22 protein-coding genes are annotated in these 24307 nt (G+C 45.0%); 16 read left to right on the top strand and 6 right to left on the bottom strand.

Features of this window, described 5'->3' with window-relative positions:
* Window positions 1-42 precede the first annotated feature (42 nt).
* The 5 genes from clpP (at window position 43) to H595_RS0102020 (ending at window position 7161) form a co-directional block, all read left to right on the top strand.
* On the top strand, window positions 43-666 hold the full coding sequence (gene clpP, locus H595_RS0102040) for an ATP-dependent Clp endopeptidase proteolytic subunit ClpP (RefSeq protein ID WP_205623152.1): 624 nt from the start codon (window positions 43-45) through the stop codon (window positions 664-666).
* Between the two features lie 56 nt (window positions 667-722).
* Window positions 723-2003, top strand: a complete 1281-nt coding sequence (gene clpX, locus H595_RS0102035) for an ATP-dependent protease ATP-binding subunit ClpX (RefSeq protein WP_027669689.1) — start codon at window positions 723-725, stop codon at window positions 2001-2003.
* Between the two features lie 139 nt (window positions 2004-2142).
* The gene (gene lon, locus H595_RS0102030) at window positions 2143-4500 is read left to right on the top strand and encodes an endopeptidase La (protein ID WP_027669688.1); all 2358 of its coding nucleotides are present in this window, start codon (window positions 2143-2145) and stop codon (window positions 4498-4500) included.
* A 250-nt stretch (window positions 4501-4750) separates the two neighbouring features.
* Complete coding sequence (gene hupB, locus H595_RS0102025; RefSeq protein ID WP_008220336.1) at window positions 4751-5023, top strand: nucleoid-associated protein HU-beta; 273 nt, start codon at window positions 4751-4753, stop codon at window positions 5021-5023.
* Between the two features lie 227 nt (window positions 5024-5250).
* Entirely contained in the window at window positions 5251-7161 is a 1911-nt protein-coding gene (locus H595_RS0102020) for a SurA N-terminal domain-containing protein (RefSeq protein WP_027669687.1), read from the top strand.
* A 41-nt stretch (window positions 7162-7202) separates the two neighbouring features.
* Here the strand turns inward: H595_RS0102020 and H595_RS0102015 are convergent, their stop codons facing one another.
* Genes H595_RS0102015 through pspF form a run of 6 tightly spaced genes read right to left on the bottom strand, consistent with a single transcriptional unit; the run spans window position 7203 to window position 13601 of the window.
* Window positions 7203-7970 carry an ATP-binding cassette domain-containing protein gene (locus H595_RS0102015; protein WP_027669686.1) on the bottom strand — a complete coding sequence of 256 codons (768 nt, stop codon included), beginning with the start codon at window positions 7968-7970 and terminating at the stop codon, window positions 7203-7205.
* On the bottom strand, window positions 7970-8962 hold the full coding sequence (locus tag H595_RS0102010) for a peptide ABC transporter ATP-binding protein (RefSeq protein ID WP_027669685.1): 993 nt from the start codon (window positions 8960-8962) through the stop codon (window positions 7970-7972). The genes H595_RS0102015 and H595_RS0102010 overlap by 1 nt, the downstream gene beginning before the upstream one ends.
* Window positions 8962-9858 (bottom strand): ABC transporter permease subunit, encoded by an 897-nt coding sequence (locus H595_RS0102005; RefSeq protein WP_027669684.1) that lies wholly within the window; start codon window positions 9856-9858, stop codon window positions 8962-8964. The genes H595_RS0102010 and H595_RS0102005 overlap by 1 nt, the downstream gene beginning before the upstream one ends.
* Window position 9859: 1 nt before the next feature.
* Window positions 9860-10876 carry an ABC transporter permease gene (locus H595_RS0102000; protein ID WP_027669683.1) on the bottom strand — a complete coding sequence of 339 codons (1017 nt, stop codon included), beginning with the start codon at window positions 10874-10876 and terminating at the stop codon, window positions 9860-9862.
* Window positions 10873-12522: an ABC transporter substrate-binding protein gene (locus tag H595_RS0101995; protein ID WP_240474810.1), complete on the bottom strand. Its 1650-nt coding sequence runs from the start codon at window positions 12520-12522 to the stop codon at window positions 10873-10875. The genes H595_RS0102000 and H595_RS0101995 overlap by 4 nt, the downstream gene beginning before the upstream one ends.
* A complete protein-coding gene (gene pspF, locus H595_RS0101990) occupies window positions 12519-13601 on the bottom strand; it encodes a phage shock protein operon transcriptional activator (RefSeq protein ID WP_027669681.1) in 1083 nt (360 codons plus the stop codon). Before pspF ends, H595_RS0101995 begins: the two co-directional genes overlap by 4 nt.
* 184 nt (window positions 13602-13785) lie before the next feature.
* Between pspF and pspA the strand changes: the two genes are divergently transcribed.
* From pspA to H595_RS0101930, 11 genes are all read left to right on the top strand, one after another.
* On the top strand, window positions 13786-14457 hold the full coding sequence (gene pspA, locus H595_RS0101985) for a phage shock protein PspA (protein WP_027669680.1): 672 nt from the start codon (window positions 13786-13788) through the stop codon (window positions 14455-14457).
* A gap of 23 nt (window positions 14458-14480) precedes the next feature.
* Window positions 14481-14717 (top strand): envelope stress response membrane protein PspB, encoded by a 237-nt coding sequence (gene pspB, locus H595_RS0101980; RefSeq protein ID WP_027669679.1) that lies wholly within the window; start codon window positions 14481-14483, stop codon window positions 14715-14717.
* Window positions 14710-15126 (top strand): envelope stress response membrane protein PspC, encoded by a 417-nt coding sequence (gene pspC, locus H595_RS0101975; protein ID WP_027669678.1) that lies wholly within the window; start codon window positions 14710-14712, stop codon window positions 15124-15126. The genes pspB and pspC overlap by 8 nt, the downstream gene beginning before the upstream one ends.
* Before the next feature lie 18 nt (window positions 15127-15144).
* The gene (locus H595_RS0101970; protein ID WP_027669677.1) at window positions 15145-16524 is read left to right on the top strand and encodes a YcjX family GTP-binding protein; all 1380 of its coding nucleotides are present in this window, start codon (window positions 15145-15147) and stop codon (window positions 16522-16524) included.
* Complete coding sequence (locus tag H595_RS0101965; RefSeq protein ID WP_027669676.1) at window positions 16521-17531, top strand: TIGR01620 family protein; 1011 nt, start codon at window positions 16521-16523, stop codon at window positions 17529-17531. The genes H595_RS0101970 and H595_RS0101965 overlap by 4 nt, the downstream gene beginning before the upstream one ends.
* A gap of 103 nt (window positions 17532-17634) precedes the next feature.
* Entirely contained in the window at window positions 17635-18831 is a 1197-nt protein-coding gene (locus H595_RS0101960) for a trans-sulfuration enzyme family protein (protein ID WP_027669675.1), read from the top strand.
* Between the two features lie 185 nt (window positions 18832-19016).
* A complete protein-coding gene (gene phhA, locus H595_RS0101955; protein ID WP_027669674.1) occupies window positions 19017-19817 on the top strand; it encodes a phenylalanine 4-monooxygenase in 801 nt (266 codons plus the stop codon).
* A gap of 9 nt (window positions 19818-19826) precedes the next feature.
* Window positions 19827-20168 (top strand): 4a-hydroxytetrahydrobiopterin dehydratase, encoded by a 342-nt coding sequence (locus H595_RS0101950; RefSeq protein ID WP_027669673.1) that lies wholly within the window; start codon window positions 19827-19829, stop codon window positions 20166-20168.
* 149 nt (window positions 20169-20317) lie between these two features.
* The gene (tyrR, locus tag H595_RS0101945; protein ID WP_027669672.1) at window positions 20318-21880 is read left to right on the top strand and encodes a transcriptional regulator TyrR; all 1563 of its coding nucleotides are present in this window, start codon (window positions 20318-20320) and stop codon (window positions 21878-21880) included.
* A gap of 213 nt (window positions 21881-22093) precedes the next feature.
* Window positions 22094-23167 (top strand): 4-hydroxyphenylpyruvate dioxygenase, encoded by a 1074-nt coding sequence (gene hppD, locus H595_RS0101935; protein WP_027669671.1) that lies wholly within the window; start codon window positions 22094-22096, stop codon window positions 23165-23167.
* Entirely contained in the window at window positions 23160-24293 is a 1134-nt protein-coding gene (locus tag H595_RS0101930; RefSeq protein WP_027669670.1) for a homogentisate 1,2-dioxygenase, read from the top strand. Before hppD ends, H595_RS0101930 begins: the two co-directional genes overlap by 8 nt.
* Window positions 24294-24307: the final 14 nt, after the last annotated feature.

Raw genomic sequence — 24307 nt, 5'->3', positions numbered from 1 at the left:
CTGCAACAGTAAAATCCAGCCATTTAAAGGGAACCCTATAATATGTCTATGCCGCAACATCTTAATGACATAGTAAACGCTTTGGTACCAATCGTTATTGAGCAAACCGCAAAAGGTGAGCGTTCTTTTGATATCTATTCACGCTTGCTCAAGGATCGCATCATATTTCTAACTGGTCAGGTTGAAGATCACATGGCAAACCTGATTGTGGCGCAATTATTATTCTTAGAATCAGAAAATCCTGAGAAAGACATCTATATTTATATAAACTCACCAGGCGGATCCGTCACTGCCGGCTTATCAATTTATGACACTATGCGTTATATCAAGTCGGATATCTCTACCATTTGTGTCGGACAGGCCGCCAGTATGGGCGCGTTTTTATTGTCCGGTGGTACTAAAGGTAAACGCTACTGTCTACCTAATGCCCGTGTAATGATCCACCAACCCTTAGGTGGTTTTCAAGGTCAGGCAACAGATTTTGAAATTCATGCCCGTGAAATATTAGGCATAAAAGAGAAATTAAACCGTCTTATGGCAGAGCATAGCGGTAAAAGTTACGAGCAAGTCTGTAAGGATACTGAGCGTGATAATTTCTTAAGTGCACAGCAAGCCTTGGAATATGGCCTGGTAGATGCCATATTTACTAACAGAGACGCGAAGTAATCATTTTTTGGCAACCAGACACCATCTGGTTGCACCGTAGTGAAAGAGGTAGTTACATGTCTGATCACCGCACTGACGGCGATAAGAACGGTAAATTGTTGTACTGTTCTTTTTGTGGCAAATCACAGCATGAAGTGCGTAAGTTGATTGCAGGCCCACAGGTATATATTTGTGATGAATGCGTTGATTTATGCAATGACATTATCCGCGAGGAAATAAAAGATATTTCCCCTAAGCGCGATGCCGATACCTTACCGGTACCCCGTGAAATCCGCACTCATCTGGATGACTATGTTATTGGTCAGGACCATGCCAAAAAAGTATTAGCAGTTGCAGTGTACAATCATTACAAACGCTTACGTAGCGCACAGCACAAGCAAGACGTTGAGTTGAGTAAAAGTAATATCTTGTTGATTGGCCCAACCGGAAGTGGAAAAACGCTGCTGGCTGAGACCCTGGCAAGATTGCTGGACGTGCCGTTTACGATGGCTGATGCGACTACGCTGACAGAAGCCGGTTATGTTGGCGAAGACGTAGAAAATATCATTCAGAAATTGCTGCAAAAGTGCGATTACGACGTTGAAAAAGCTCAGCGTGGTATTGTCTACATTGATGAAATCGACAAAATTTCTCGCAAAAGTGACAACCCTTCTATTACCCGTGATGTTTCAGGTGAAGGGGTGCAGCAGGCTTTGTTGAAACTTATTGAAGGAACCATTGCCTCTGTTCCGCCACAAGGTGGGCGTAAACATCCACAACAAGAATTCTTGCAGGTGGATACCTCCAAGATCTTGTTTATCTGTGGTGGTGCTTTTGCCGGCTTAGATAAAGTTATCGAACAGCGTTGCGCCAAAGGAGCCGGCATTGGTTTTGGTGCAACGGTGCGTAGTAAAGAAAGTAGTCGCAGTCTCAGTGAGTCTTTCCGTGATGTTGAACCAGAAGATTTGGTTAAATATGGTCTAATACCGGAATTTATTGGTAGGTTACCGGTTGTTGCAACATTAACTGAACTTGACTTAGCTGCCTTGGTGCAAATTTTAAGTGAGCCGAAAAACGCTCTGGTTAAACAGTTTGCAGCTTTATTCGCCATGGAAGATGTTGAACTAGAGTTTCGTGAAGATGCGTTAAGAGCCATCGCACAGAAAGCCATGGAACGTAAAACAGGCGCGCGTGGCCTACGTTCTATTGTTGAAGGTGTGTTACTTGATACGATGTACGACTTACCTTCGATGCAGGATGTGGCAAAAGTTGTAATCGATGAGACGGTGATCCGTGGTGAAAGTGACCCGATACTTATCTATCAAAGCAGCGAGCCTGTAGCTGCAGAATCCCACTAATGTTGAAGTAAAACGAGTTTTTTTGATAAAAAGGAGCTGATTCAGCTCCTTTTTCGTATATAGAATTGAAGTTTTAAAAATGAACCCCATATACTGAAACATATTCGCGCCTGCAGTAACTAATTTCGAGAGAGTATCAATGACATCAGAAAACGCTGAACGTTTGCATATGCCCGTGCTGGCACTGCGCGACGTTGTCGTCTATCCCCATATGGTTATTCCACTATTTGTCGGGCGGGCAAAGTCCATTAAGTGCTTAGATGCAGCAATGGAAAATGATAAACAAATCTTTTTGGTCGCTCAAAAAGATGCCACGCTGGACGACCCTACTGCAGCAGACTTATATCAGGTAGGTACCGTTGCGACGATATTGCAATTGCTGAAATTACCCGATGGCACCGTAAAAGTGCTAGTCGAGGGCAGCCGTCGTGCCCGGTTAGCTGAATTTACAGAAACAGATAATGCCTTTGCTGCTTATGTAGAGCTTATTGAAACGGCTGAAGTTGAAAGTAAAGAGCAGGAAGTGTTTTTACGCTCAGCCATTAATCAGTTTGAAGGGTATATCAAGCTTAATAAAAAAATTCCACCAGAAGTGCTGACAGCATTAACCGGTATTGATGAGCCGGCTCGGTTGGCTGATACCATGGCTGCACATATGCCGCTTAAGGTTGAAGATAAGCAAAAAGTACTGGAAATTTTTAACGTGACCGAGCGGCTTGAATACCTGATGGCAATGATGGAGAGTGAAATTGACATTCTTCAGGTCGAGCGCCGTATTCGTAGCCGCGTTAAAAAGCAGATGGAGAAAAGCCAGCGCGAGTATTACCTAAACGAGCAAATGAAAGCTATCCAGCGCGAGTTAGGTGAGCTTGAAGATACACCAGATGAATTTGAAGCACTGAGCAAAAAAATTGAACAGGCGCAAATGTCAGCTGAAGTGGAAGATAAAGCTAAAGCAGAATTACAAAAGCTTAAGATGATGTCTCCGATGTCAGCAGAAGCAACCGTTGTTCGCAGCTATATTGATTGGTTAGCCAATGTGCCGTGGAAAAAACGCAGTAAAGTTAAAAAGAATTTGGCAGAAGCAGAAAATATTCTGAATGCTGATCATTACGGGTTGGAAAAAGTTAAAGAACGCATCGTTGAATATTTAGCAGTACAACAACGGGTGAATAAGTTAAAAGGCCCAATACTGTGTTTAGTTGGACCACCAGGCGTGGGTAAAACCTCGTTAGGGCAATCCGTTGCTAAAGCGACGGGGCGTAAGTACGTCCGTATGGCACTGGGTGGTGTACGTGATGAAGCAGAAATTCGAGGCCACCGTCGAACCTACATTGGCTCAATGCCAGGTAAAATTATCCAGAAAATGGCAAAAGTGGGTGTACGTAACCCATTATTTCTACTTGATGAAATAGATAAAATGGCGTCAGATTTTCGTGGTGATCCTGCAGCGGCGCTTCTAGAAGTATTAGACCCTGAGCAAAATACCGCTTTCAGTGATCATTATCTTGAAGTCGATTATGACCTATCTGATGTAATGTTTTTTGCTACATCTAACAGTTTAAATATCCCGGCGGCATTGCTCGATAGAATGGAAGTTATTCGCCTGGCAGGATATACCGAAGATGAAAAACTTAATATCGCCAAACAACATCTTATTACCAAGCAAATTGGCCGAAATGGTTTAAAAGCCAGCGAGTTAGTTATAGAAGATAGTGCCATCATCGGCATTATTCGCTATTACACCCGTGAGGCTGGTGTGCGTAGTCTTGAACGGGAAATCTCAAAACTATGCCGCAAAGCAGTAAAACAAATTTTGCTGACAAAAGATTTAAAACAAGTTGTCATCAATCAGCAGAATTTAGAAGAGTTTCTGGGTGTGCAGCGCTATGACTATGGTAAAGCCGAAGACAGTAACCGGGTAGGGCAAGTGACTGGTTTAGCATGGACCGAAGTGGGTGGCGATTTACTCACAATTGAAGCCGCATCTGTAGTAGGGAAAGGTAAATTAACCTATACCGGCTCACTAGGTGATGTAATGAAAGAGTCTATTCAAGCCGCAATGACTGTCGTTCGCAGTCGTGCAGAAGGTTTGAGGATAAATGAAGACTTTTATGAGAAACGTGATATCCATGTCCACGTACCAGAAGGTGCTACACCTAAAGATGGTCCAAGCGCCGGTATAGGCATGGTAACGGCATTAGTTTCTAGCTTAACCGGTAACCCTGTGCGGGCAGACGTTGCTATGACAGGTGAAATTACCTTACGCGGAGAAGTGTTGCCTATTGGTGGCTTGAAAGAGAAGCTATTGGCGGCGCATCGTGGCGGTATCAAGCGTGTGCTAATTCCACATGATAATGTGCGTGACCTTAAAGATATTCCGGATAATGTAAAAGGCGATATTGAAATTTGCCCGGTAAAATGGATTGATGAGGTGCTTGAACTGGCACTACAAGAGCCATTAGCACGTGTATCTGTGGTAGAAACGGCAAAATAATCAGCAAATAGCGAAAAAACGGAAAAAAATTCTGTATAGGGGCTTTTCATTCCCGTTGGCTGTGCTAACTTATGGAAAGTTTTAGACCAAGCCCTTGTTATACAAGGGCTGCAGTCAAAGCAAGAATTATTAGTTTTGTCGCTTCTTTTACTTGCAAGCTCCAAAAATGCTTGTTATAACGATGAAGCGCACTGACAAAATTAGTAAAGTGTAGCTGTTGAAAATAATAACAATTGAAGGGGATGATATTGTGAACAAGTCTCAACTTATCGACAAAATTGCTGCTGGTGCAGACATTTCTAAAGCGGCAGCAGGTCGTGCTTTAGATTCGTTCATTGATGCTGTTACTGAAGCTCTTAAGGAAGGCGACTCTGTAGCATTAGTTGGTTTTGGTACATACAGCGTACGTGAGCGTGCAGCCCGTACTGGCCGTAACCCACAAACTGGTGCAACTATTCAAATCGCTTCTGCGAAAATTCCTTCTTTCAAGCCAGGTAAAGCGTTAAAAGACGCCTGTAACTAAGCTGAGGTTCTGTGTTACGGCACAGAGCACAGATGGGAGCAGCGTTTTGACAGCAAAACATTTTAATGTGCGCGAGTTAAGACAGGCAACTGAATACAGTAGCTATCGCGTCCCAAGGCTTCTCTAAAAAAAGCGCATCTGTTAAGATGCGTTTTTTTTTACGGCAACACAGCAGTTGTTTTGTTGTCTTCCAGCCGCTAGTAAGTGAATAAAGAGATTGCGCTAAGATGTTAGAGAAAATCAGAGAAGGCTCACAGGGCATTATCGCTAAGTCTATTTTAGGCTTGGTGATCCTGACATTTGCCCTGGCAGGTGTGGGGAGTTATTTGAATACACCCGCTGAAACCAATGTCGCTGAAGTCAACGGCGAAAAAATCAGCCGGGAAGCATTCGATCAGGCATTTCAGGCAGAACGTGGACGTATGCAGCAGCAGTTTGGTGAAATGTACGCCGCTATGGCCGCAGACAGCACCTATATGACAAAGTTTCGCAGCGAAGTGCTGGAGAAATTGATAGATGAAACACTGCAAAAGCAACTTGCAGAAAGTTTAGACTTGCGTTTGAGTGACGAGCAAGTGCGTGATGCTATCCGGGATATGCCGGAATTTCAGATAGACGGCCAGTTTAACAATGACCGTTATATTGCCTTATTGCGTCAGACCGGGTATCAGCCTGAGTCATTTCGGGAAGAAGTTCGCGAGCAATTATCACGTAATCAACTATTACTGGGTTTAATTGGTAGTGAGTTTGCAACCGGTAAAGAAATGCAGTTGCTAATGACATTACAGCAGCAGCAGCGCGACATTAACTATGTCCGTTTTAATGCGGCTGACTTTGCTGATAAGGTCACCTTAACCGAGCAAATGTTGCAAGATTACTACACCATGAACTTGGCGCAGTATGAAACTGAGCAAAAAGTAGCGGTCGAGTATATTGAGTTATCTGCTGCAAACCTGGCTTCTGACGAGCAGGCAACAGATGCCGAGATTGAACAGTATTATCTTGCGAACAAAGCGCGTTATACCAAAGAAGAGCGCCGCCAGGTTGCTCACATTATGCTTGAATCGGAAGATGCGAGTAGTGATGTAGAAGCCAAAGCTGAAGCGCTTTTGGCGCAACTGCAAGCCGGAAGTGATTTTGCTGAGTTAGCAAAAACGGCGTCAGCAGATACGTTTTCTGCAGAGAATGGTGGTGTGCTTGATTGGTTAGCACCAGGTGACATGGATGCAGATTTTGAAAGTGCTGCTTTTGCATTGAATGAGGTTGGTGCATTAAGCCCTGTTGTTAAAAGTGCCTATGGTTACCACATTATTAAGCTGGTTGCATTAGAGCGCGCCCAAGAGAAGTCATTGGCTGAAGTGTCAGCTGAAATTGCACTGCAATTAACACAAGACCGTGCCAGTGCCGCATTTTATGAATTACAACAGCGTTTAGCTGAGGTGAGTTTTGAAGTGCCTGATACGCTGGAAGATGCTGCAGAGGCAACGGGATTAAAAGTGTTGTCGACGCCATTATTTAGTCGGTCTGAAGCTACTGCACCATTGTCTGAACCGTTAGTCCTTAACAAGATGTTTGATGCCGCTTTTATTCAGGAAGGCTTAAACAGCGAGCTTATCGAGCTTAGTAAAGAGCATGCTATTGTGGTTCGTGTTAAAGAGTTTCAACCGGCTCGCACTCAATCTTTGGATGAAGTGAAAGCTAACGTTGAAGCGGCTGTACGTGCAGAGCAAAGCGCGCTGCTTGCTAAGCAGCAAGCTGAGTCGGTACTGGCGACAATAGCTGATAGCACGCTTGCTGTGCAAGCGGAGCAACAATCTTTAGATTTGCAACAATCTTTAGATACGCCGCGTTTTGGCGGCACCTTAGACGCTGAAATTCGCGCAAAAGCCTTTGCTATGGCAAGGCCTGTAGACACGCCAAGTGTTGAGTTAGTGAATTTGGTGAACGGTGATAGTGCTATTGTTTCATTATTAGCAGTAAAAGATGCTGAAGTTACCGTTGCGCCTGAGCCAGCGCAGTTAGAGCGTTTAGCTGAGCAACAAGCTGATCAAGCTTACAAAGCGGTTATTGCATCGTTAAAAGCTAAAGCTGAAATAACGCGTAATTTGCGCGTAGCACAAAGCGGTGATGTGTTATAAGTTAGCGACCAGAAAAAAACCGTGGCTTGCCACGGTTTTTTTTATGCTGTTAGACTGTTGATGAGTTTTCTACTGTAATCATGTTGTGGGTGAGAAAACACCTGTGCCGTGGTGCCATAGTCCAATGTCATTCCCTGATGCAATACCAGTAGATCGTCTGCGATATGTTTTACTAATCGCAGATGGTTAGTGATCAATAGATAAGCTAATCCTGATTTTTGCTGAAGATCGAGTAACAGATTAACAATTTGCGCCCGCAAGGATGGGTCAAGTGCAGTTAACGCTTCGTCAAGAATAAGCAGTTTAGGGTCTAAAATTAACGCCCGGGCCAATGCTACACGTTGCAACTGACCGCCAGAAAACATATGCGGATAGTACTCGCTGTGTTCATCTAACAACCCCAACTGTTTTAATGTCATTCTAATTTTCTGCCGACGTTGATGGCTGTCCAATACCGTACTAAAACGTAATACGTCATCGAGCATTTGGCCAACTTTTTGATGAGGATTTAACGACTTTGCCGCGTCCTGAAAGATAAATCGGATCATGTGATTATACTGGCGGTAATGGCTTATTTTCGCGACGGTCCCTGCCAGTAATATCTCGCCACTATCGGGTTTTTCAATACCCACTAATAATTTAGCCAGGGTGCTTTTACCCGAGCCAGTTTCACCCACTATGGCCAGGGTTTTCCCTTCCGCCAGGCTAAAGCTAACATCATTGAGTGCGCAAATACTGCGTTGGCGAAACAAACCAGCTTGTTTGCGGTATGTTTTATGTAAATTGCGCACTTCCAGCAAAATACTCATTAATCGTTCTTTCCAGTTAATGGGAAATGGCAGCTAAAGTAGTGATTTTGCAGCCGTTCAAGTGAGGGCGTTTTCACACACTCTTTACGCGCATTGGGGCAGCGTGGGCCAAGCCTGCAGCCAATAGGAAGGTGCTGCAGAACAGGAATGCTGCCAGGAAGCGCATAAAGTGGTGTCTTAGGTTGTAAATTAGGTTGAAATTCGGGCACACTTTTTATTAATGCATGCGTGTAGGGATGATAGGGCTGTTTCAATATCGCTGCGGTCTCTCCGGCTTCCACCAGCTGGCCGCAATACAATACGCTGAGGCTTTGTGTGTAGCGCGCAATACTTTCCAGTTCATGACTGATTAGCAGCACGGACATGCCTTTTAGCTGATTAAAACTGGCGAGTAATCGAAATAATTGCGCTTGAGTTGTACTTTCTAATGCGGTAGTTGGTTCGTCGGCAATGAGAAGTTTGGGGTTTTTGGCGATGGCCATGGCAATCATGATTTTCTGGCAAATACCTTCAGACAGCTGGTAAGGCACGCTTTGCAGCACGGATTGATGGTCGCGAATACCCACTTTGTGCAACAAACCTATGGCTTTTCGTCGGCGCAAATAACTGCGTTTCCACCAGGGACCATCGAGCAAGTGATCTGGCACAGCTTCTTCTAGTTGTTCGAGAATGGCTGCAGTAGGGTCCAGGCTTCGGCTGGGCTCCTGATAAATCATAGCAATATCACGGCCGATAATTTTTCGTTGCTCGTCGTATGACAAATTTAACAGGTCTTGTCCACGCCAGCTAAAGCGATCTGCGGTAACCTGCCAACGTTTATTCAGCACACCAACTATGGCTTTAGCAATTAAACTTTTGCCAGAGCCTGATTCGCCCACTAAGCCTCGAATTTCGCCTTCGCGCAAACTTAGATTTACGCGATCTACGGCGCGCACTAACGCATCTGGTGTTTTCAGTTCTATGGTAAGATTTTTTATATCCAGTAATAGCATTAGTTTTCCCGCCGCTTCTTGGCTGCATTGCGCAAACCATCGCCAACCAGATTAACCGATAACACGGCCAGAAATATCAGCAGCCCGGGGATTGCCACGCTTACAGGTGCAATATAAATAAGGTCGAGTGAGTCTGCAATCATTGCACCCCATTCAGCTGTGGGGGCTTGTGCTCCTAACCCCAGAAAACCCAAAGCGGCAATATCCAACGTTGCGGTAGAAAGTGCCATCGTTGCCATCAGCGTGAGCTTTTCCCAAATATTTGGCAATATTATACGGCTAAATACTTGCCAATTATTGGCTCCGTCCAGGCGATAAGCAATGACATAATCTTGATTAAGCTGTTCTGCTATCGCGTTGCGGATACCATGTACAAATTGAGGTAGCAATGCCAGCATAATAGCCCAGGTGGTGTTTTGTAGCCCTGGGCCTAAAATGGCGACGATAATAATCGCGAGCAGTAATGATGGAATTGTCAGTGCCAGATCAAGTAAGTGGTTTAAAACACTGGATTTAAGGCCTTTTGTCATCCCCGCAAGTGTACCTAGGAGTAATCCCATAACCAGAGCCCCCATGACCGTTATCATGGCAATACCAAAGGTATAACGGGCGCCGACGAGTAAGCGGGAGAATAAGTCACGCCCTAAGTCATCAGTTCCAAACGGATATTGCACCAAGCCCTGTTGTGACCAGGATGGCGGCAACAGTAGTAAACTGTCGTTTTGCAAATATGGGTCGTGTGGTGTCAGCACTGCTGATAACAGCACCAGTAAGAAAAACAGGCTAAATATCAGTAGCCCTGCAATGGCGCTGTGTTGTCTGGAAAATTCACGCCATAATTGTTTAAAAGGAGAGCGCGCTAGTTGCTCATCGGGTAGCAAACGAAACTTAGCCATACTAGCGTTTCCTTGCCAGTGGATTAAACAGGGTATGCAAAATCTCTGTAATCATGTTCACGGTAATCACCAGAGTGGAGATAACCAACAGGCCCGCTTGAATGGCGGGGTAGTTTCGCTGGTATATGCTGTCAATCATCCAGCGGCCAATGCCAGGCCATGAAAAGATAACTTCGGTGATCATCGCCAAAGTGATTAGCGTACTAAATTGCAGACCAATCTGGCGAATAACCGGTAACAAGGCATTACGTAGTGCGTGGCGATAAAGCACCTGTGCTCTGCTCAGACCTTTGGCTCTTGCTGTTTTAATATAGCTTTGCTCCCACACTTCAAGCATAGAGTCACGGGTAAAACGAATCATCACTGTTGTAGGGAAGGTTGCTAATACCAGCGTCGGCAGCAGCATATGCCGCAGAGCATTTAACATCGCTTCGTGTTGATGCTGAGTGTCTGATAGCAGAATATCCAACAGCATAAAGCCGGTAACATGGTTAATTTCAAATAATACGCCAATTCTACCTGCGGTAGGCAGCCACCCCAAGCCAAGCGAGAAGATCATTATCAGCAACAGAGCCCACCAGAATATTGGAATAGAATAACCGGTAACGGCGAGGGCAGAAATGATTTTACTCACTGCACCTTCGGGTTTAATTGCTGCGATAATACCAACGGGGATACCAATAAAAAATGAAATTAACAATGCATATGCTGCAAGCTCAAGGGTGGCGGGCAACAATCGTTTAATCTCTTGCAATAACCCTTGCTCGCTAGCGAATGACATTCCCCAATCGCCGCTTATCACGCGGGTTAGATAGCCAAGATATTGTTGAATGTAACCCTGGTCCATGCGGTATTCGGCGCTAAGTTGCTCCAGCTGATTTACCGGGATGTGTCGAAGTCCGGTAAAGTTTTGCAGCGGTTCACCAGGGAATAGGTATCCGAGGCTAAACGCTAAGATGGTCAACGCGATAAAAACAAAACACAGCAAAAACAGGCGGCGTAGTAAATATAAAATCATTCAACGTCCTTTACCGCATTGGCCAGCGCTATTCCGCCATAAGGGTTAATTTTCACACCTTTAATATCGCTGCTAATGGCTTGAAAGCGTTGTGAGTGGGCAATGCTAAGCAAGGGCATCTGTTCGGCGAGGTATTGTTGTGCTGCCATATAGTAACTACGACGTTGCTTTTGATCTGGTGTCAGTAATGCCTGGCTAATAAGCAGATCAAAATTAGCATCGCACCAATTTGCTCTATTTGAGCCCGTTAAGGCTGCGCTGCAACTTAGCAGTGGCCGGAAAAAATTGTCTGGATCAGCGTTGTCAGCAGACCAACCAATTAGTACTGAGTCATGCTCATAGGCACCCAGCTTACGGCGAAAGCTGTTCCACTCGTAAGAGATAATGCTAGCTCGGACACCAATTTGCGCTAAATCTGCTTGCATTAGTTCTGCCATTTTTAATGCATTTGGATTATACAAACGTTGCACCGGCATGGCCCAGATATCCATGCTAAAGCCATTTGGGTAACCAGCTTCCGCCAGCAATTGTTTAGCCTGCAGCGGATCATACTGTTGTACTGGCAAGTTAGGATTAAACGCCCAAGAGGTAGGTGGTAAAACTGAGTTGGCAGCTGTTGCATGGCCAAAATAGACGGCTTGTAAAATTGCATCGCGGTTAATGGCATGGGCCAGAGCCTGACGTACCTTTACATTGTCAAACGGAGCTTTGGCGGTATTAAATGCCCAAAAACCTATGTTCATACTGGTACTTTCTTGCACACTTACATCTGGGCGCTGACTGATTAAGCCCAGTTCCGATACTCGCGGAAAGGCGACAACATCACATTCATGCGTAAACAGTTTGGCCATCCGGCGGGCATTATTCGGCACAATGTCAAATACTAATTGTTCCGGTTTTGCCAGCTCACGCCAGTAGTTCTTATGGCGGTAATAACGTATCAGTAAGTCTTTTTGATATTCTTTAAACCGAAATGGGCCGGTACCGATAGGTTTGCTATCAATTAGAGCAAGTTCACCTGATGTGACTAGTTGTTGGCCATACTCAGCGGACAATATTGCGGCAAAGTCTGTAGCGAGATTAGACAAAAATGAACTGTCTGGCCGACTTAACTCAAACTTTACTACATTTGGCGCTTCTGCTGTGACGCTGGTCACCAAATCTGCCCAATCAACACTTTGAAAAAAAGGGTAGTTAGCACCGCCTTGTTGGTGAAATGGATGCTGACTGTTCATTATACGGTTAAAAGTGAACACTACATCTTCTGCGTTCAGAGGCCGTGTAGGGGTAAAGTACTCTGTTTGGTGAAACTCGACGTTTGGGTGCAGAGTAAAGTGATACACCTTACCTTCGTTACTCACTTGCCATAGCTGTGCTAAACCGGGTATTAGCTCACCATTTTCTGGATTAATATCCAGCAGCCGATCGTACAACTGCTGGCTGATCGCATCTATAGTAGTACCGGAAGTAACCAGTTGTGGGTTGAATGTTTCAGGTGAGCCTTCAGAGCAATACACTAAACCGCTGCGCACAGTTTGCGGCAGTTGAGGTTGGCAGCCAACAACAGCAATAATTGTGCATAGTAGCATTGGTAATACACTATGGGTTGCTCTCATTGTAATTGTATGGCCCAGTGTAAGTTTCATGTTTGCTGGCTTTCAAGTAGTTGGTATTTTTTCATATAACCACGTAGCTGATGATAGGTCAGGTTTAGGAGTTCAGCCGTTTTTTTCTGGTTGTATTGGCTTGCTGCCAGTGCCTGTTTTATCAAACTAACTTCAAAATCCTGTGACAAGGTTTTAAAATCTTGAATGTTGCTAAAATCAAACTGGTTAAAACCAGTCGTGGGGGCTTGCACAGAGGCTACCACTGAATTGGGTGGTAAGTCAGCAACCATAGCTTGCACCGGTTGCTGTATCCTTTTAATACGTTGTTGTGGGCGATAGGGCGATTCAAACGGATCCAGTAAGATATCATGTACCGGGACATAGGCATTGTTTGTTCGATAGACGCTGCGTTCAACCACGTTTTTTAGCTCTCGTACGTTGCCTGGCCAATGATAATCCAGCAAAATATGCTTGGCTTTTTCACTAAAACCGCTGAAAAGTTCAAACCCAAGTTCGCGCGCCATATTAATCGCAAAATGTTCTGCTAATAGCATAATGTCTTCACGTCTTTCACGCATTGGCGGTAAGGTGATAACGTCAAACGCTAATCTGTCTAGTAAGTCAGCGCGGAACTCTCCCTGTTCGGCCAACAAGGGTAAATCTTCGTTAGTGGCGCAAATCAAACGCACATCGGTTTTAATCGAACGGCTACCGCCAACACGCTCAAACTCGCCATACTCAATTACCCGCAGCAATTTTTCTTGTACCAGCCCAGGGGTGTTGGCTAGTTCGTCAAGGAACAGTGTGCCACCGTGTGCGCGCTCAAAACGTCCTTCATGGCGCTTACTTGCCCCGGTAAATGCGCCAGACTCATGACCAAACAGCTCGCTCTCTAGTAAGTTCTCATTTAGCGAGGCGCAGTTTAAGGTTAAATATTGCTGATCCCAACGTTGGGACAAAAAGTGTAGACGGGCTGCGATGAGTTCTTTACCGGTACCCCGTTCACCGATAATTAACACCGGCTTGTCCAATGGCGCGATTTGTGAGACCTGATCCAGCACATTTAGAAAGCTGTTAGACTGGCCCACCAGATTATCTTGTTTGAATTTTCTGCTCATGGCGTGCTATTAGTTGGTTAAATTGGCTAATTAATAGTGTATTTCATAATAGGTGGTAGCAGAAGCATTAATGGAAAATAAATAAAAATTAATTAAAAACATATGCTTATATTGTTTTGAAAAGTTGGCAAGGAAACTGAATAGGTTAGCTTGTACTAAATCAGTCAATAACGAGGTAAATATTATGGGTATTTTTTCACGCTTCTCAGACATAGTGAATTCAAATATCAATTCATTGTTAGATAAAGCCGAAGATCCGGAAAAAATGGTGCGCCTGATTATTCAGGAAATGGAAGACACCTTAGTCGAGGTGCGTTCTTCTTCTGCTAAAACCATTGCTGAAAAGAAAGAGCTTCAACGTTTGGTTAACCGTTTGCAGGAAGAAGTGGCTGATTGGCAGGCTAAAGCAGAACTGGCATTAAGTAAAGAGCGGGAAGATTTAGCACGCTCTGCATTGATTGAGCGGCAAAAATCGTCTGATCAGGCTGATGCCGTTGCAGCAGATATTGCTAATCTGGATGAGCATATTGGTAAGTTACAAGATGAAGTTGCTCAGTTGCAAGAGAAACTAGCCGATGCCAAGGCTCGCCAAAAGTCAATGTTGATGCGCCAGAAAACGGTATCTTCGCGGCTTGAAGTTAAAAAGACACTGGATAGCAACCGCATTAACGATGCCATGTATAAGTTTGAGCGTTACGAGCAGAAAATTGATACATTGGAAGCTCAGGTTGAAGCATATGATTTAGGTAAGAAAACCTTGAAAGACGAGTTTGCTGAACTGGCTGCGCAAGACAAAATTGATAACGAGTTAGCTGAGTTAAAAGCTAAAGTTAATCAAAAAGATAAAAACGCCTGATTTTCAGGTGTTTAGGAGCGAACATGGAATTTTCAGAAGTTATTGGTATCCCGTTTATTTTGTTTATGATTTTTGTGGCGCCAATCTGGGTCATAATGCATTACCGTAGCAAAAATAAAATGGGACAGGGGTTGTCTGACCAAGAGCTTACTCAGTTAAATGACTTGGCGCACCGGGCAGAAAAAATGGCGGATCGTATTAAAACACTTGAAGCTATTTTAGACGCAGAAAGCCCAAAGTGGAGAAATCAACATGACTAAGCCCAAACGTGAACTACTTCGCGACGATGCAAATGGCAAGATAGCCGGCGTTTGCGCCGGTATTGCTGACTACTTTGGCTGGGAGCTTTGGTTGGTAAGAATTATTACCGTATCAGCGTTTTTTCTCGGTGCAGGTGGTTTGGTGTTAGTGCTATATATCGCCGCTTGGGTGGTGCTGGAAAAAAAGTCCAAGGCCGTTGTCAAAGCTTCCACAACGGCTGATTTAAGCCCTGCAACAGAGAAAGCTGTTGAGGTTAAAATTCGCATGTGGCAACGTGGTGAAGCTCCAAAACAAGCGCTACAGCATTTAGCCAATCAGTTTGATAATCTGGAGCTTCGGCTTAGAGGCATGGAAAGCCATGTTACATCAGCGAAATTCCAGCTGAACCGTGAATTTAATAACCTCTAGGGTGGTACACCTTAGCTTATGAAGCTACTCGATAAGATACAGCATCAAGGGCGCGAACTGACCGGACGCGCTCTTGATCGTCATTTACGCTTAGGGGTTACAGGCTTAAGCGGTTCAGGTAAAACTGCGTTTATTACCTCACTCGTGCAACAGTTAACGATGGGTGACCAAAGCGCCAACTTGCCGTTTTTTGATGTGGTGCAATCACAACGTTACCTGGGCGGACGTCTTGCCAAACCGCCGTTGGATGTGCCGCGTTTTCCGCTAGAGCAAAATTTACAGGCACTGCAACAAAGTCCGCCGCAGTGGCCAGCGTCAACCCAAGGCTGGAGCCAATTAAGTCTAACTTTGCGCTACAAAGCGTCAACCGGACTGCGGGCGCATTTGCAGTCGCACAGTGAACTGGCGTTGGATATTATCGACTATCCTGGGGAATGGTTACTGGATTTACCGCTGCTGGACATGAATTACAAGCAGTGGTGCGAATTTAGTTGGCAGTTATTTAGCAAGCCCCATCGCGTTGATGTAGCCGCACATTTTAATCAGCAATTGGCTGCCATTAGTTTAGATAATGCCACTGAGCTGCAATTGCAAACCTTGACTGACAGTTATAAAGCACTGTTGCAGCAGTTTCATCAAACCCCAGGCGCTTATTTAAATCAACCCGGAAGATTGTTGGTACCCGGTACCTTAGCGGGGGCGCCAATGTTGCAGCTATTTCCGCTGTTGCCACATCAGGTGTCGGCGGATTCCGCGTTAGCTAAAAAGCTAACGCAACACTATGAAAGTTACTGTGCGCATGTGATTAAACCGTTTTATCAAAAGCATTTCTCTGGCTTAGATCGGCAAGTCATTCTCGTTGACTGCTTATCTGCGTTAAACGCCGGATATGCTGCTATGACCGAGTTACAGCAAGCATTGCAGTTTATATTGAAGAGCTTTCACTATGGACCAGCCAGTTTATTAGGCCGGTTATTTAGCCCAAGCATAGATAAAGTGTTATTTGCAGCCAGTAAAGCCGATCACGCAACGCCAGAACAACATAAGGCATTGACGCTGCTATTGCAGCAATTTCTACAGCAACCGTTAAAACATAGTCAGTATCAGGCAGCAAAAACTGAAGCCATGGCTATTGCGGCTATTCGGGCCAGTAGCAGTGGCTTTGTTCAGTCAGATGGGCTACCACAGCCTTGTATTAGTGGTACAAGCCTCGAGCAGAAAGCGGTAACTTTCTTCCCCGGTGATGTGCCTTCTCAGCTGCCAACAGCGAAGATGTTTGCTCAGCATCAGTTTGCTTTTATACCACTGCGTCCGCTGCCATGGCAGGACTGTAAACCTTTACCACATGTGCGAATGGACCATGTATTGCAATATCTACTCGGAGATAAATTACGATGAGTGAGCTAAAGCAAGCCCGCCATTTTGAACCGCAGCAATTAACGCCTTTACCAGAGTTAAAAGCAGCGAGTCATTTTGACAATGACGCTTTTGTAGCGGCAGATAATGCGGCACCGGTGGCACTAAAACAGCCTATACGCTGGTGGTGGCGATTAGCCGGGCTGACACTCGTTGCTATTGTAGTGCTGTCTGTCTGGCAATGGTGTCAAACCCTGCTGCTAAGCTGGCAGCAAAACGTGGTGTATGGCATATTCCTAAGTTTAATTACTGCCGCAGTAGGGGTGCTGTGTGTGACGGTATTATGGCGCGAGGTCAAACTTTGGCGACGTCTAGCACGAAATAGACGTTGGCAACACAACGCAGACCGTATTCGCCATAGCGTACAATATGGCGAAGCGGGTGAGCTCTGTAAGGCAGTTGCCGATAGTTTACCAGCATCACCTGCTATTACAGCCGCCAAACAGCAATGGCAAAATGCGCTAACCGACGCACATAGTGATGAAGAGCAATTACAGTTGTTTGAGCGCTTTGTGCTTGCTGAGCTAGATAAGCAGGCGCAGCAACTCATCTATCGGGCGGCTACCGATACCAGTCTTGCCGTGGCTATCAGTCCTTTTGCTTTAGCTGATATGCTACTTGTGCTGTGGCGTAGCAGCCGCCTTGTACGTGAGTTGGCCCAGCTTTACGGTGGCGCCATTGGCCAATTGCGCAGCATGTTGCTGCTCAAACGTTTGCTGGGAGCATTATTGTGGGCAGGTGGCTCAGAGCTGGCATTGGATATGGCATCTGACGTTTTAGGCAGTGAGTTAACCTCGAAACTTTCGGCCCGTGCCGGGCAGGGTATTATCGCAGGATTACTGGTCGCCCGTTTGGGTAACCTGGCGCAACAGCAGCTAAGGCCGTTACCTGCAAGTGAATCCGCTAAAGTGAGTATTAAATCACTCAGTACCAGTTTACTGTCTCGCTTTAAAGCTGCAGTGCAAACTAAAGCTGACAATAAAGGTTAAACTTACAGGGTACCGCCAGACTGCAAGATGTCTGGCGTGCTTCCATTAATTACCAATTCTGTTATTTGTTACTGCGAAATTAACTATAAGTAGCAGTTTAACTATGCATAACAATAATAAAAATGCCGAGACGTTGTGTATTCACGCCGGTAAAGAAAAAAATCAACACGGTACTTTAGCAACACCTTTATATCAAACTTCAACCTATATTTTTGACAATGCTGAGCAGGGGGCCGCGCGCTTTGCTGGCGAAGCTGAGGGGTACATTTATACCCGGCTTGGCAACCCCACTACGCGTGAGCTGGAGTTGAAAATTGCGGCGTTAGAAGGCATGGAAGATGCCGCAGCAACGGCTACCGGAATGGGAGCTGTCGCCGCCAGCACGATGGCTTTTTTGCAACAGGGTGATCATTTAATCGCCAGTAAAGCAATCTACGGATGTAGTTTTGCCCTGTTTAATCACATGTTTGCTCGTTATGGTATTGACGTCAGTTTCGTTGATATGACCGATCACGCAGCAGTAGAGCAGTCTATCAAACCTAATACAAAAATGCTGTTTGCAGAAACGCCAATTAATCCCAATATGGTGGTGCTAGACCTCTCCTTTCTGGGCGAGTTTTGCCAGCGGCATCAACTGATTTCGGTTATTGATAATACCTTTATGACCCCGCTACTGCAAAAGCCTGCGGAGTACGGTATTGATATCGTTATTCATAGTGCAACCAAATACCTAAATGGGCATGGTGATGTGGTCGCCGGTGTAATAGTGTCTGATGCCGAGCGGATAAAAACCATTAAACTGACGACGCTAAAAGACATGGGAGCGACGATAAGTCCGCATGATGCCTGGCTTATTATTCGCGGTTTAAAAACGCTGTCGGTAAGGTTAGAGCGCCACTGTAGCAATGCGCAAAAAGTTGCAGAGTTTCTTGAAGCTCATCCGGCGGTAAAGGAAGTGTATTACCCAGGTTTGCCATCTCATCCGGGCTTTAAGTTTATTGGTACACAAATGAAAGCTGCCGGCGGTGTGCTGGCGTTTGAATTAGAAGCCAGTTTGGATGACGGCAGATTTTTTATTAATCAGGTTCAACTGCTCAGTCTTGCTGTTAGTCTGGGCGATGCTGAATCACTTATTCAGCATCCTGCATCGATGACTCATAGTCCTTACACGGCTGAAGAGCGGCAAATGGCGGGCATTACTGATAGTTTAATCCGGCTATCCGTTGGCCTGGAACATGTTGATGATATTATTGCTGATTTAGCGCAGGCACTGGACAAAATGCAGCAACGTCAGCGCTGACTGTTTGTGTTGTTGTAAGACATTCTTTACGCAAAACGTATCAACTTTAGACGACGGCAAGATTAACTCTTGCCGTCGTATCGCTTAGTATCCGCTCTAACTAATTATCTGCGCCCATAATTATTCCAAGCTAACAGCAGATAAACGGGACACTCCCGTATAACAGATTAATTAACAGGTTGTTTATGAGTAAGTCGAGTAAGTATATTTCCCGTCAGTCTGATGATACTGGGTTTATTGCCTGGTCAGATGAAGACAATCAGATTTGGCATGAGTTAATTACACGCCAGTTAAGTGTGGTTGAAGGCAAGGCATGTGATGAGTATATGGCCGGATTGGAGAAGCTTCAGTTGCCAACCGATCGGATACCGCAATTAGAAGAAGTCAGCAAAGTGCTTCGTGCTACGACAGGCTGGGAATGTGCCGAAGTGCCGGCCCTTATTAGCTTTGACAAGTTTTTTGAGTTGTTAGCAAATAAACGTTTTCCGGTGGCGACCTTTATTCGTAGCAGAGAAGAGTTTGATTACTTGCAAGAGCCGGACATTTTTCACGAAATTTTCGGCCATTGCGCCATGTTAACTAACCCTGCATTTGCCGAGTTTACGCATATTTACGGTAAACTGGGCCTTGCTGCGAGCAAGCAAGACAGGGTTTATCTCGCCCGACTGTACTGGTTTACTATTGAGTTTGGCTTGCTAAATACGCCAAATGGTTTGCGTATTTACGGTGGTGGTATTTTGTCATCCCCGGGCGAAACGCAATATGCCTTAGAGTCTGATATACCAGAACGTAAGGCGTTTGATGCCGTAGATGTTCTTAGAACACCTTATCGGATCGATATTATGCAGCCTATTTATTTTATGATAGAGCGTATTGACCAACTGTTTGATATTGCGCATCTGGATATGATGGCTTTAGTTGAACAGGCCAAAGCCTTGGGGCTGCATGCGCCAAAATTTCCACCAAAAGAAAAACAAGCAAGTTAGGAATTAAACATGTCTGAATTAAAAGCAATGCAATGTGAAGCTTGTCGAGCTGATGCGCCGAAAGTCAGTGACGCTGAGCTTCCTGAATTAATGCGTCAGATACCAGATTGGACGCCAGTGGTTCGTGACGGTATTTTACAATTAGAGCGTGAATTTAAGTTTAAAAATTTTAAACTTGCTTGGGCGTTTCACCATAAAGTCGCTGAGTTAGCGGAAGCGGAAGGTCATCACCCAGCTTTGCTGTTAGAGTGGGGAAAGCTCACCGTAACCTGGTGGTCGCACTCAATTAAAGGCCTACACAAAAACGATTTTATTTGTGCAGCTAAAACAGATTCTCTTCTGGCGAATTAACGCCTTAATATCGAGTGGTGGTGTCGCCACCACTCGATATTAGCTATCTCTCTGCTTTTTGTTCATATTTCTTTACAAAATTACTGGTCTCAGTTGTTAGTTATACCGTATTATGCTGCTCACGATTTGGTTTCGGGGTACTTTGCGGTATGCGTTTAGAAATTCAATGCCAGAACAGACTTGGCCTGGCGCAAGAAGTATTAAATGTCTTAGTAAGTTATCAGCTAGATTTGCGTGGTATTGAAGTTGTACCAAGTTTAAGCCGGATGTATGTCTCTTTTCCGACAGTTAATTTTGAAAAGTTTCAGGAGCTGATGGCAAAAATACGTCGTATTTCAGGTGTGGAAGATGTAAAAACGACAGCTTTTATGCCATCGGAACGTGAGCATAATGAATTATCAACCTTACTGCGTACCTTGCCTGATGGTCTAATCGCCATTGATGTCAAAGCTAATGTCACGGTAATAAATGATGCAGCGCTAGAGGCGCTATCTGTAGAACGTGATGCAATAGCCGGACAATCCCTGCATGGCATGGTTAGAGGCTTCAATTTCCAACGTTGGCTGGAAGGGGATGATGTGCTGGCACAGACTCGTCGGCTGGAAGTGCAAGGCAAGCGCTTTGTTGCTGACATTTTACCCGTTATGGTGCCTGATGACACTGGCGAGGAGATCCTGGCCGGTGCTGTGATTAACCTTAAATCAGAAAGCCGTTTGGGCCAGCATATGGTGGCATTTAAAAAGGGCGATCAAGAAAGCTTTAATACTCTGCAAGCACATAGCAATTTAATGCGTAAAGTGGTGCGCGAAGCAAAGAAAATGTCGCAGTTAGATGCACCTATTTTAATCATGGGTGAAACCGGAACTGGCAAAGAATTGCTCGCCAGAGCCTGTCATGCTGCGAGCAGTCGTTCAGCAAAACCGTTTTTAGCATTAAGTTGTGCTTCGCTGCCAGATAACGTTGCTGAGTCTGAGTTATTTGGTTACGGCGCAAATGCTTTTGCCGGGTCTGCAGAGGGTAAAAAAGGTATTTTTGAGCAAGCCAACGGTGGAACCGTCTTTCTGGATGAAGTTGGTGAAATGTCCCATCAGTTGCAAACTAAATTAATCCGGTTTTTGCAGGACGGTAGTTTTCGAAGGGTTGCCGATGAAAATGAAGTAAAAGTGGATGTTAGGGTTATCTGTACCACACAGAAAGATTTACCCGGTATGGTGCAGGAGAATAAATTCCGCGAAGACCTATTTTACCGCTTAAACGTACTGACACTGGCATTGCCGGCATTGCGTGAGCGCAAACAAGACGTTATTCCTCTGGCAGAGTTCTTTATTGCTCGTTTTTCAGTACGGTTAGGGCGAAAAGCGCCTAAGTTAACTGACAGCTGCGCCAGTTTCCTGCAAAGCTATCCATGGCCTGGCAACGTAAGGCAGCTTGAAAATGCACTATATCGTGCCATTACGTTGCTAGATGGTTATGAGTTGGACCGCGAGCATTTACAACTGCCAAGCTATAACAACGATTTTGGTTATCTAGAGCAGGATTTTGACGGAACACTTGATGAAGCCGTTAAACGGTTTGAAGCCAACTTGTTACGGAAGTTGTTTCCGGCCTATCCAAGCTCACGGCAATTAGCCAAAAAGTTAGGATTAAGCCATACCGCGGTTGCAAATAAGCTGCGTGATTATGGTATTAACCGTAAGAGTGTAAAGATTTAGCTACGCTTTGTGTTTAAAACTGTACTCTCTAAGGGCCGATAAGGTTATAAATCGGCCCTTTTTGATCGGTTTTTTAGCAATAGCTGTTTTCGTACTGCCAACTTTACAAAACTGCATATTAGTCTTCACCTGACTGTCGCGTGCTCCCCCCTTTCTTTTTTTTACGGCTAGCGCATTATTAGCGCCATCGAAGACATAGCATGGAATACACTGATGTTAGATTTAACTAATCCACTGGGCACTGATGGTTTTGAGTTTGTTGAATACACCGCCGCAGATGCCGACGGTATTCAGAAATTAAAAGACTTATTTTATTCGTTGGGCTTTACCGAAGTGGCACAGCACCGTTCTAAGCAAGCATGGTTATACAAGCAGGGTGATATTAATTTTATCATCAATGCAGAGCCAAATTCGCAAGCAGAAGAATTTGCTCGTAATCATGGTCCAAGTGTATGTGCTATGGCGTTTCGCGTAAAAGACGCAGCGTTGGCGTTAAAGCACGCTATTGCAAATGGCGCCAAAGAATATAAAAACCAGGTTGGGCCAATGGAGCTAAATATTCCAGCGGTATATGGTATTGGTAGTAGCTTGCTTTACTTTGTTGACCGTTATGGTGCCAGCTCTGTGTATGACATAGATTTTAAATACTATGACAATTGGCAAGTAGAGATGGCAAAACATGGGGTTGGTTTAGAAGTGCTGGATCACCTGACGCACAATGTCATGCGCGGCAATATGAATGTCTGGGCGGGCTTTTACGAAAGTATCGGTAATTTCCGTGAGATCCGCTATTTCGATATTGAAGGTAAGCTTACCGGATTAGTCTCTAAGGCAATGACAGCTCCGTGCGGTAAAATTCGCATTCCAATTAACGAGTCTTCAGATGATAAATCGCAAATTGAAGAATTTATTCGCGAGTACAAAGGCGAGGGTATACAGCACATCGCTTTAACCAGTGAAAATATTTATGAAACCGTGCGCACATTACGCAACCGTGGCATGGATTTTATGCCGACACCAGACACTTACTACAACAAGGTTAATGACCGTGTAGTGGGGCATGAAGAAGACTTAGATTTGTTGCGCGAGCTACGGGTTTTGATTGACGGTGCGCCAATGAAAGACGGTATTTTACTGCAAATTTTCACCAAAACGGTAATTGGTCCGGTATTCTTCGAAATTATTCAGCGTAAAGGTAACGAAGGTTTTGGTGAAGGTAATTTTAAGGCGTTGTTTGAATCTATCGAAGAAGATCAAATTCAGCGCGGAGTGTTAAGCAATGCGTAAATGGGCATCGTTTCCATTAAAGGAAGGTGATGTATCACGCCAGGCTCATGCTGATTTTCCCGAGCAGGCTATTTATGAGCGTGAAACTGGCCGTAGTGGTTTTTTTGGTCCGGCAACGCATTTTCATCACAGGCATGCACCAACCGGTTGGAGCGATTGGCAAGGACCGCTTAGGCCTCACCTGTTTAACTTCAACGAAATAGGTAAGGATAACGCGAATTCGCCCTGGGCCGTGCCAAACTTGTTGTTCAATGCGCATTGTAAAATGCGTACCTGGCGCTTAGCAGCCAATATGAGCAAACTGGCACGTAACGCTGATGGCGATGAGTTGCTGTTTATCCATGAAGGTAGTGCCGATTTATATTGTGATTATGGCCATATGACAGTGCGGGATGGTGACTATATTGTTATTCCGCGCTCTACCATGTGGCGTTTAGAGCCAAAAGAACCGATGTTTATCCTGTTAGTTGAGGCTACGAACGACAGTTATCAACTGCCGGAGAAAGGCCTTGTGGGTAATCATGCTATTTTCGACGCAGCCATGCTGGATACGCCAAAAATAAATGATGCTTTTAAAGCACAATACAGCGAAGACAGCTGGCAGGTAGAGGTTAAGCGTCATGGCGAGGTGTCGGTTATTACTTACCCGTACAACCCACTCGACGCGATTGGCTGGCATGGCGATTTAGCTGTTATGCGTATTAACTGGCGTGATATTCGCCCGTTGATGAGCCACCGTTACCACTTGCCACCTTCGGCTCATACTACTTTTGTTGCCCAGCGTTTTGTGGTGTGCACCTTTGTGCCTCGGCCAATAGAGAGTGATCCGGGCGCGTTGAAAGTGCCTTTTTATCATAATAATGACGATTATGATGAAGTGCTGTTTTATCACGCCGGCGATTTTTTCAGCCGAGACAATATTGAAAAAGGCATGGTCACGTTTCATCCCGCCGGTTTTACGCATGGCCCACATCCTAAAGCATTCGCTGCAGGGCGTGAGTACAAGAAAAAATTTACTGATGAAGTTGCGGTAATGCTAGATACTCGTGATGCACTGGAAATGGGCGAGGCAGCATTAGCAACGGAAAATCCGGATTACGTTAACAGCTGGAAAGTAAAAACCTAAGCGCGATGGGTTAA

Origin of the sequence: Rheinheimera baltica DSM 14885 (assembly GCF_000425345.1) — a bacterium.
GTDB lineage: Bacteria > Pseudomonadota > Gammaproteobacteria > Enterobacterales > Alteromonadaceae > Alishewanella > Alishewanella baltica.
The sequence above is the reverse complement of the archived record's forward strand: the minus strand, read 5'-3'. Positions and strand labels throughout refer to the sequence as shown.

Excerpts from the sequence above, each read along its gene's own strand:
- H595_RS0102005 (WP_027669684.1), bottom strand. The coding sequence starts at position 9,858 with ATGGCTAAGTTTCGTTTGCTACCCGATGAGCAACTAGCGCGCTCTCCT.
- H595_RS0101950 (WP_027669673.1), top strand. The coding sequence starts at position 19,827 with ATGTCTGAATTAAAAGCAATGCAATGTGAAGCTTGTCGAGCTGATGCG.
- clpX (WP_027669689.1), top strand. The coding sequence starts at position 723 with ATGTCTGATCACCGCACTGACGGCGATAAGAACGGTAAATTGTTGTAC.
- H595_RS0102020 (WP_027669687.1), top strand. The coding sequence starts at position 5,251 with ATGTTAGAGAAAATCAGAGAAGGCTCACAGGGCATTATCGCTAAGTCT.
- tyrR (WP_027669672.1), top strand. The coding sequence starts at position 20,318 with ATGCGTTTAGAAATTCAATGCCAGAACAGACTTGGCCTGGCGCAAGAA.
- H595_RS0101960 (WP_027669675.1), top strand. The coding sequence starts at position 17,635 with ATGCATAACAATAATAAAAATGCCGAGACGTTGTGTATTCACGCCGGT.
- H595_RS0101995 (WP_240474810.1), bottom strand. The coding sequence starts at position 12,522 with ATGAAACTTACACTGGGCCATACAATTACAATGAGAGCAACCCATAGT.
- phhA (WP_027669674.1), top strand. The coding sequence starts at position 19,017 with ATGAGTAAGTCGAGTAAGTATATTTCCCGTCAGTCTGATGATACTGGG.
- H595_RS0102015 (WP_027669686.1), bottom strand. The coding sequence starts at position 7,970 with ATGAGTATTTTGCTGGAAGTGCGCAATTTACATAAAACATACCGCAAA.
- H595_RS0102010 (WP_027669685.1), bottom strand. The coding sequence starts at position 8,962 with ATGCTATTACTGGATATAAAAAATCTTACCATAGAACTGAAAACACCA.
- H595_RS0101965 (WP_027669676.1), top strand. The coding sequence starts at position 16,521 with ATGAGTGAGCTAAAGCAAGCCCGCCATTTTGAACCGCAGCAATTAACG.
- clpP (WP_205623152.1), top strand. The coding sequence starts at position 43 with ATGTCTATGCCGCAACATCTTAATGACATAGTAAACGCTTTGGTACCA.
- pspB (WP_027669679.1), top strand. The coding sequence starts at position 14,481 with ATGGAATTTTCAGAAGTTATTGGTATCCCGTTTATTTTGTTTATGATT.
- H595_RS0101970 (WP_027669677.1), top strand. The coding sequence starts at position 15,145 with ATGAAGCTACTCGATAAGATACAGCATCAAGGGCGCGAACTGACCGGA.
- pspA (WP_027669680.1), top strand. The coding sequence starts at position 13,786 with ATGGGTATTTTTTCACGCTTCTCAGACATAGTGAATTCAAATATCAAT.
- H595_RS0101930 (WP_027669670.1), top strand. The coding sequence starts at position 23,160 with ATGCGTAAATGGGCATCGTTTCCATTAAAGGAAGGTGATGTATCACGC.
- hppD (WP_027669671.1), top strand. The coding sequence starts at position 22,094 with ATGTTAGATTTAACTAATCCACTGGGCACTGATGGTTTTGAGTTTGTT.
- H595_RS0102000 (WP_027669683.1), bottom strand. The coding sequence starts at position 10,876 with ATGATTTTATATTTACTACGCCGCCTGTTTTTGCTGTGTTTTGTTTTT.
- pspC (WP_027669678.1), top strand. The coding sequence starts at position 14,710 with ATGACTAAGCCCAAACGTGAACTACTTCGCGACGATGCAAATGGCAAG.
- lon (WP_027669688.1), top strand. The coding sequence starts at position 2,143 with ATGACATCAGAAAACGCTGAACGTTTGCATATGCCCGTGCTGGCACTG.
- pspF (WP_027669681.1), bottom strand. The coding sequence starts at position 13,601 with ATGAGCAGAAAATTCAAACAAGATAATCTGGTGGGCCAGTCTAACAGC.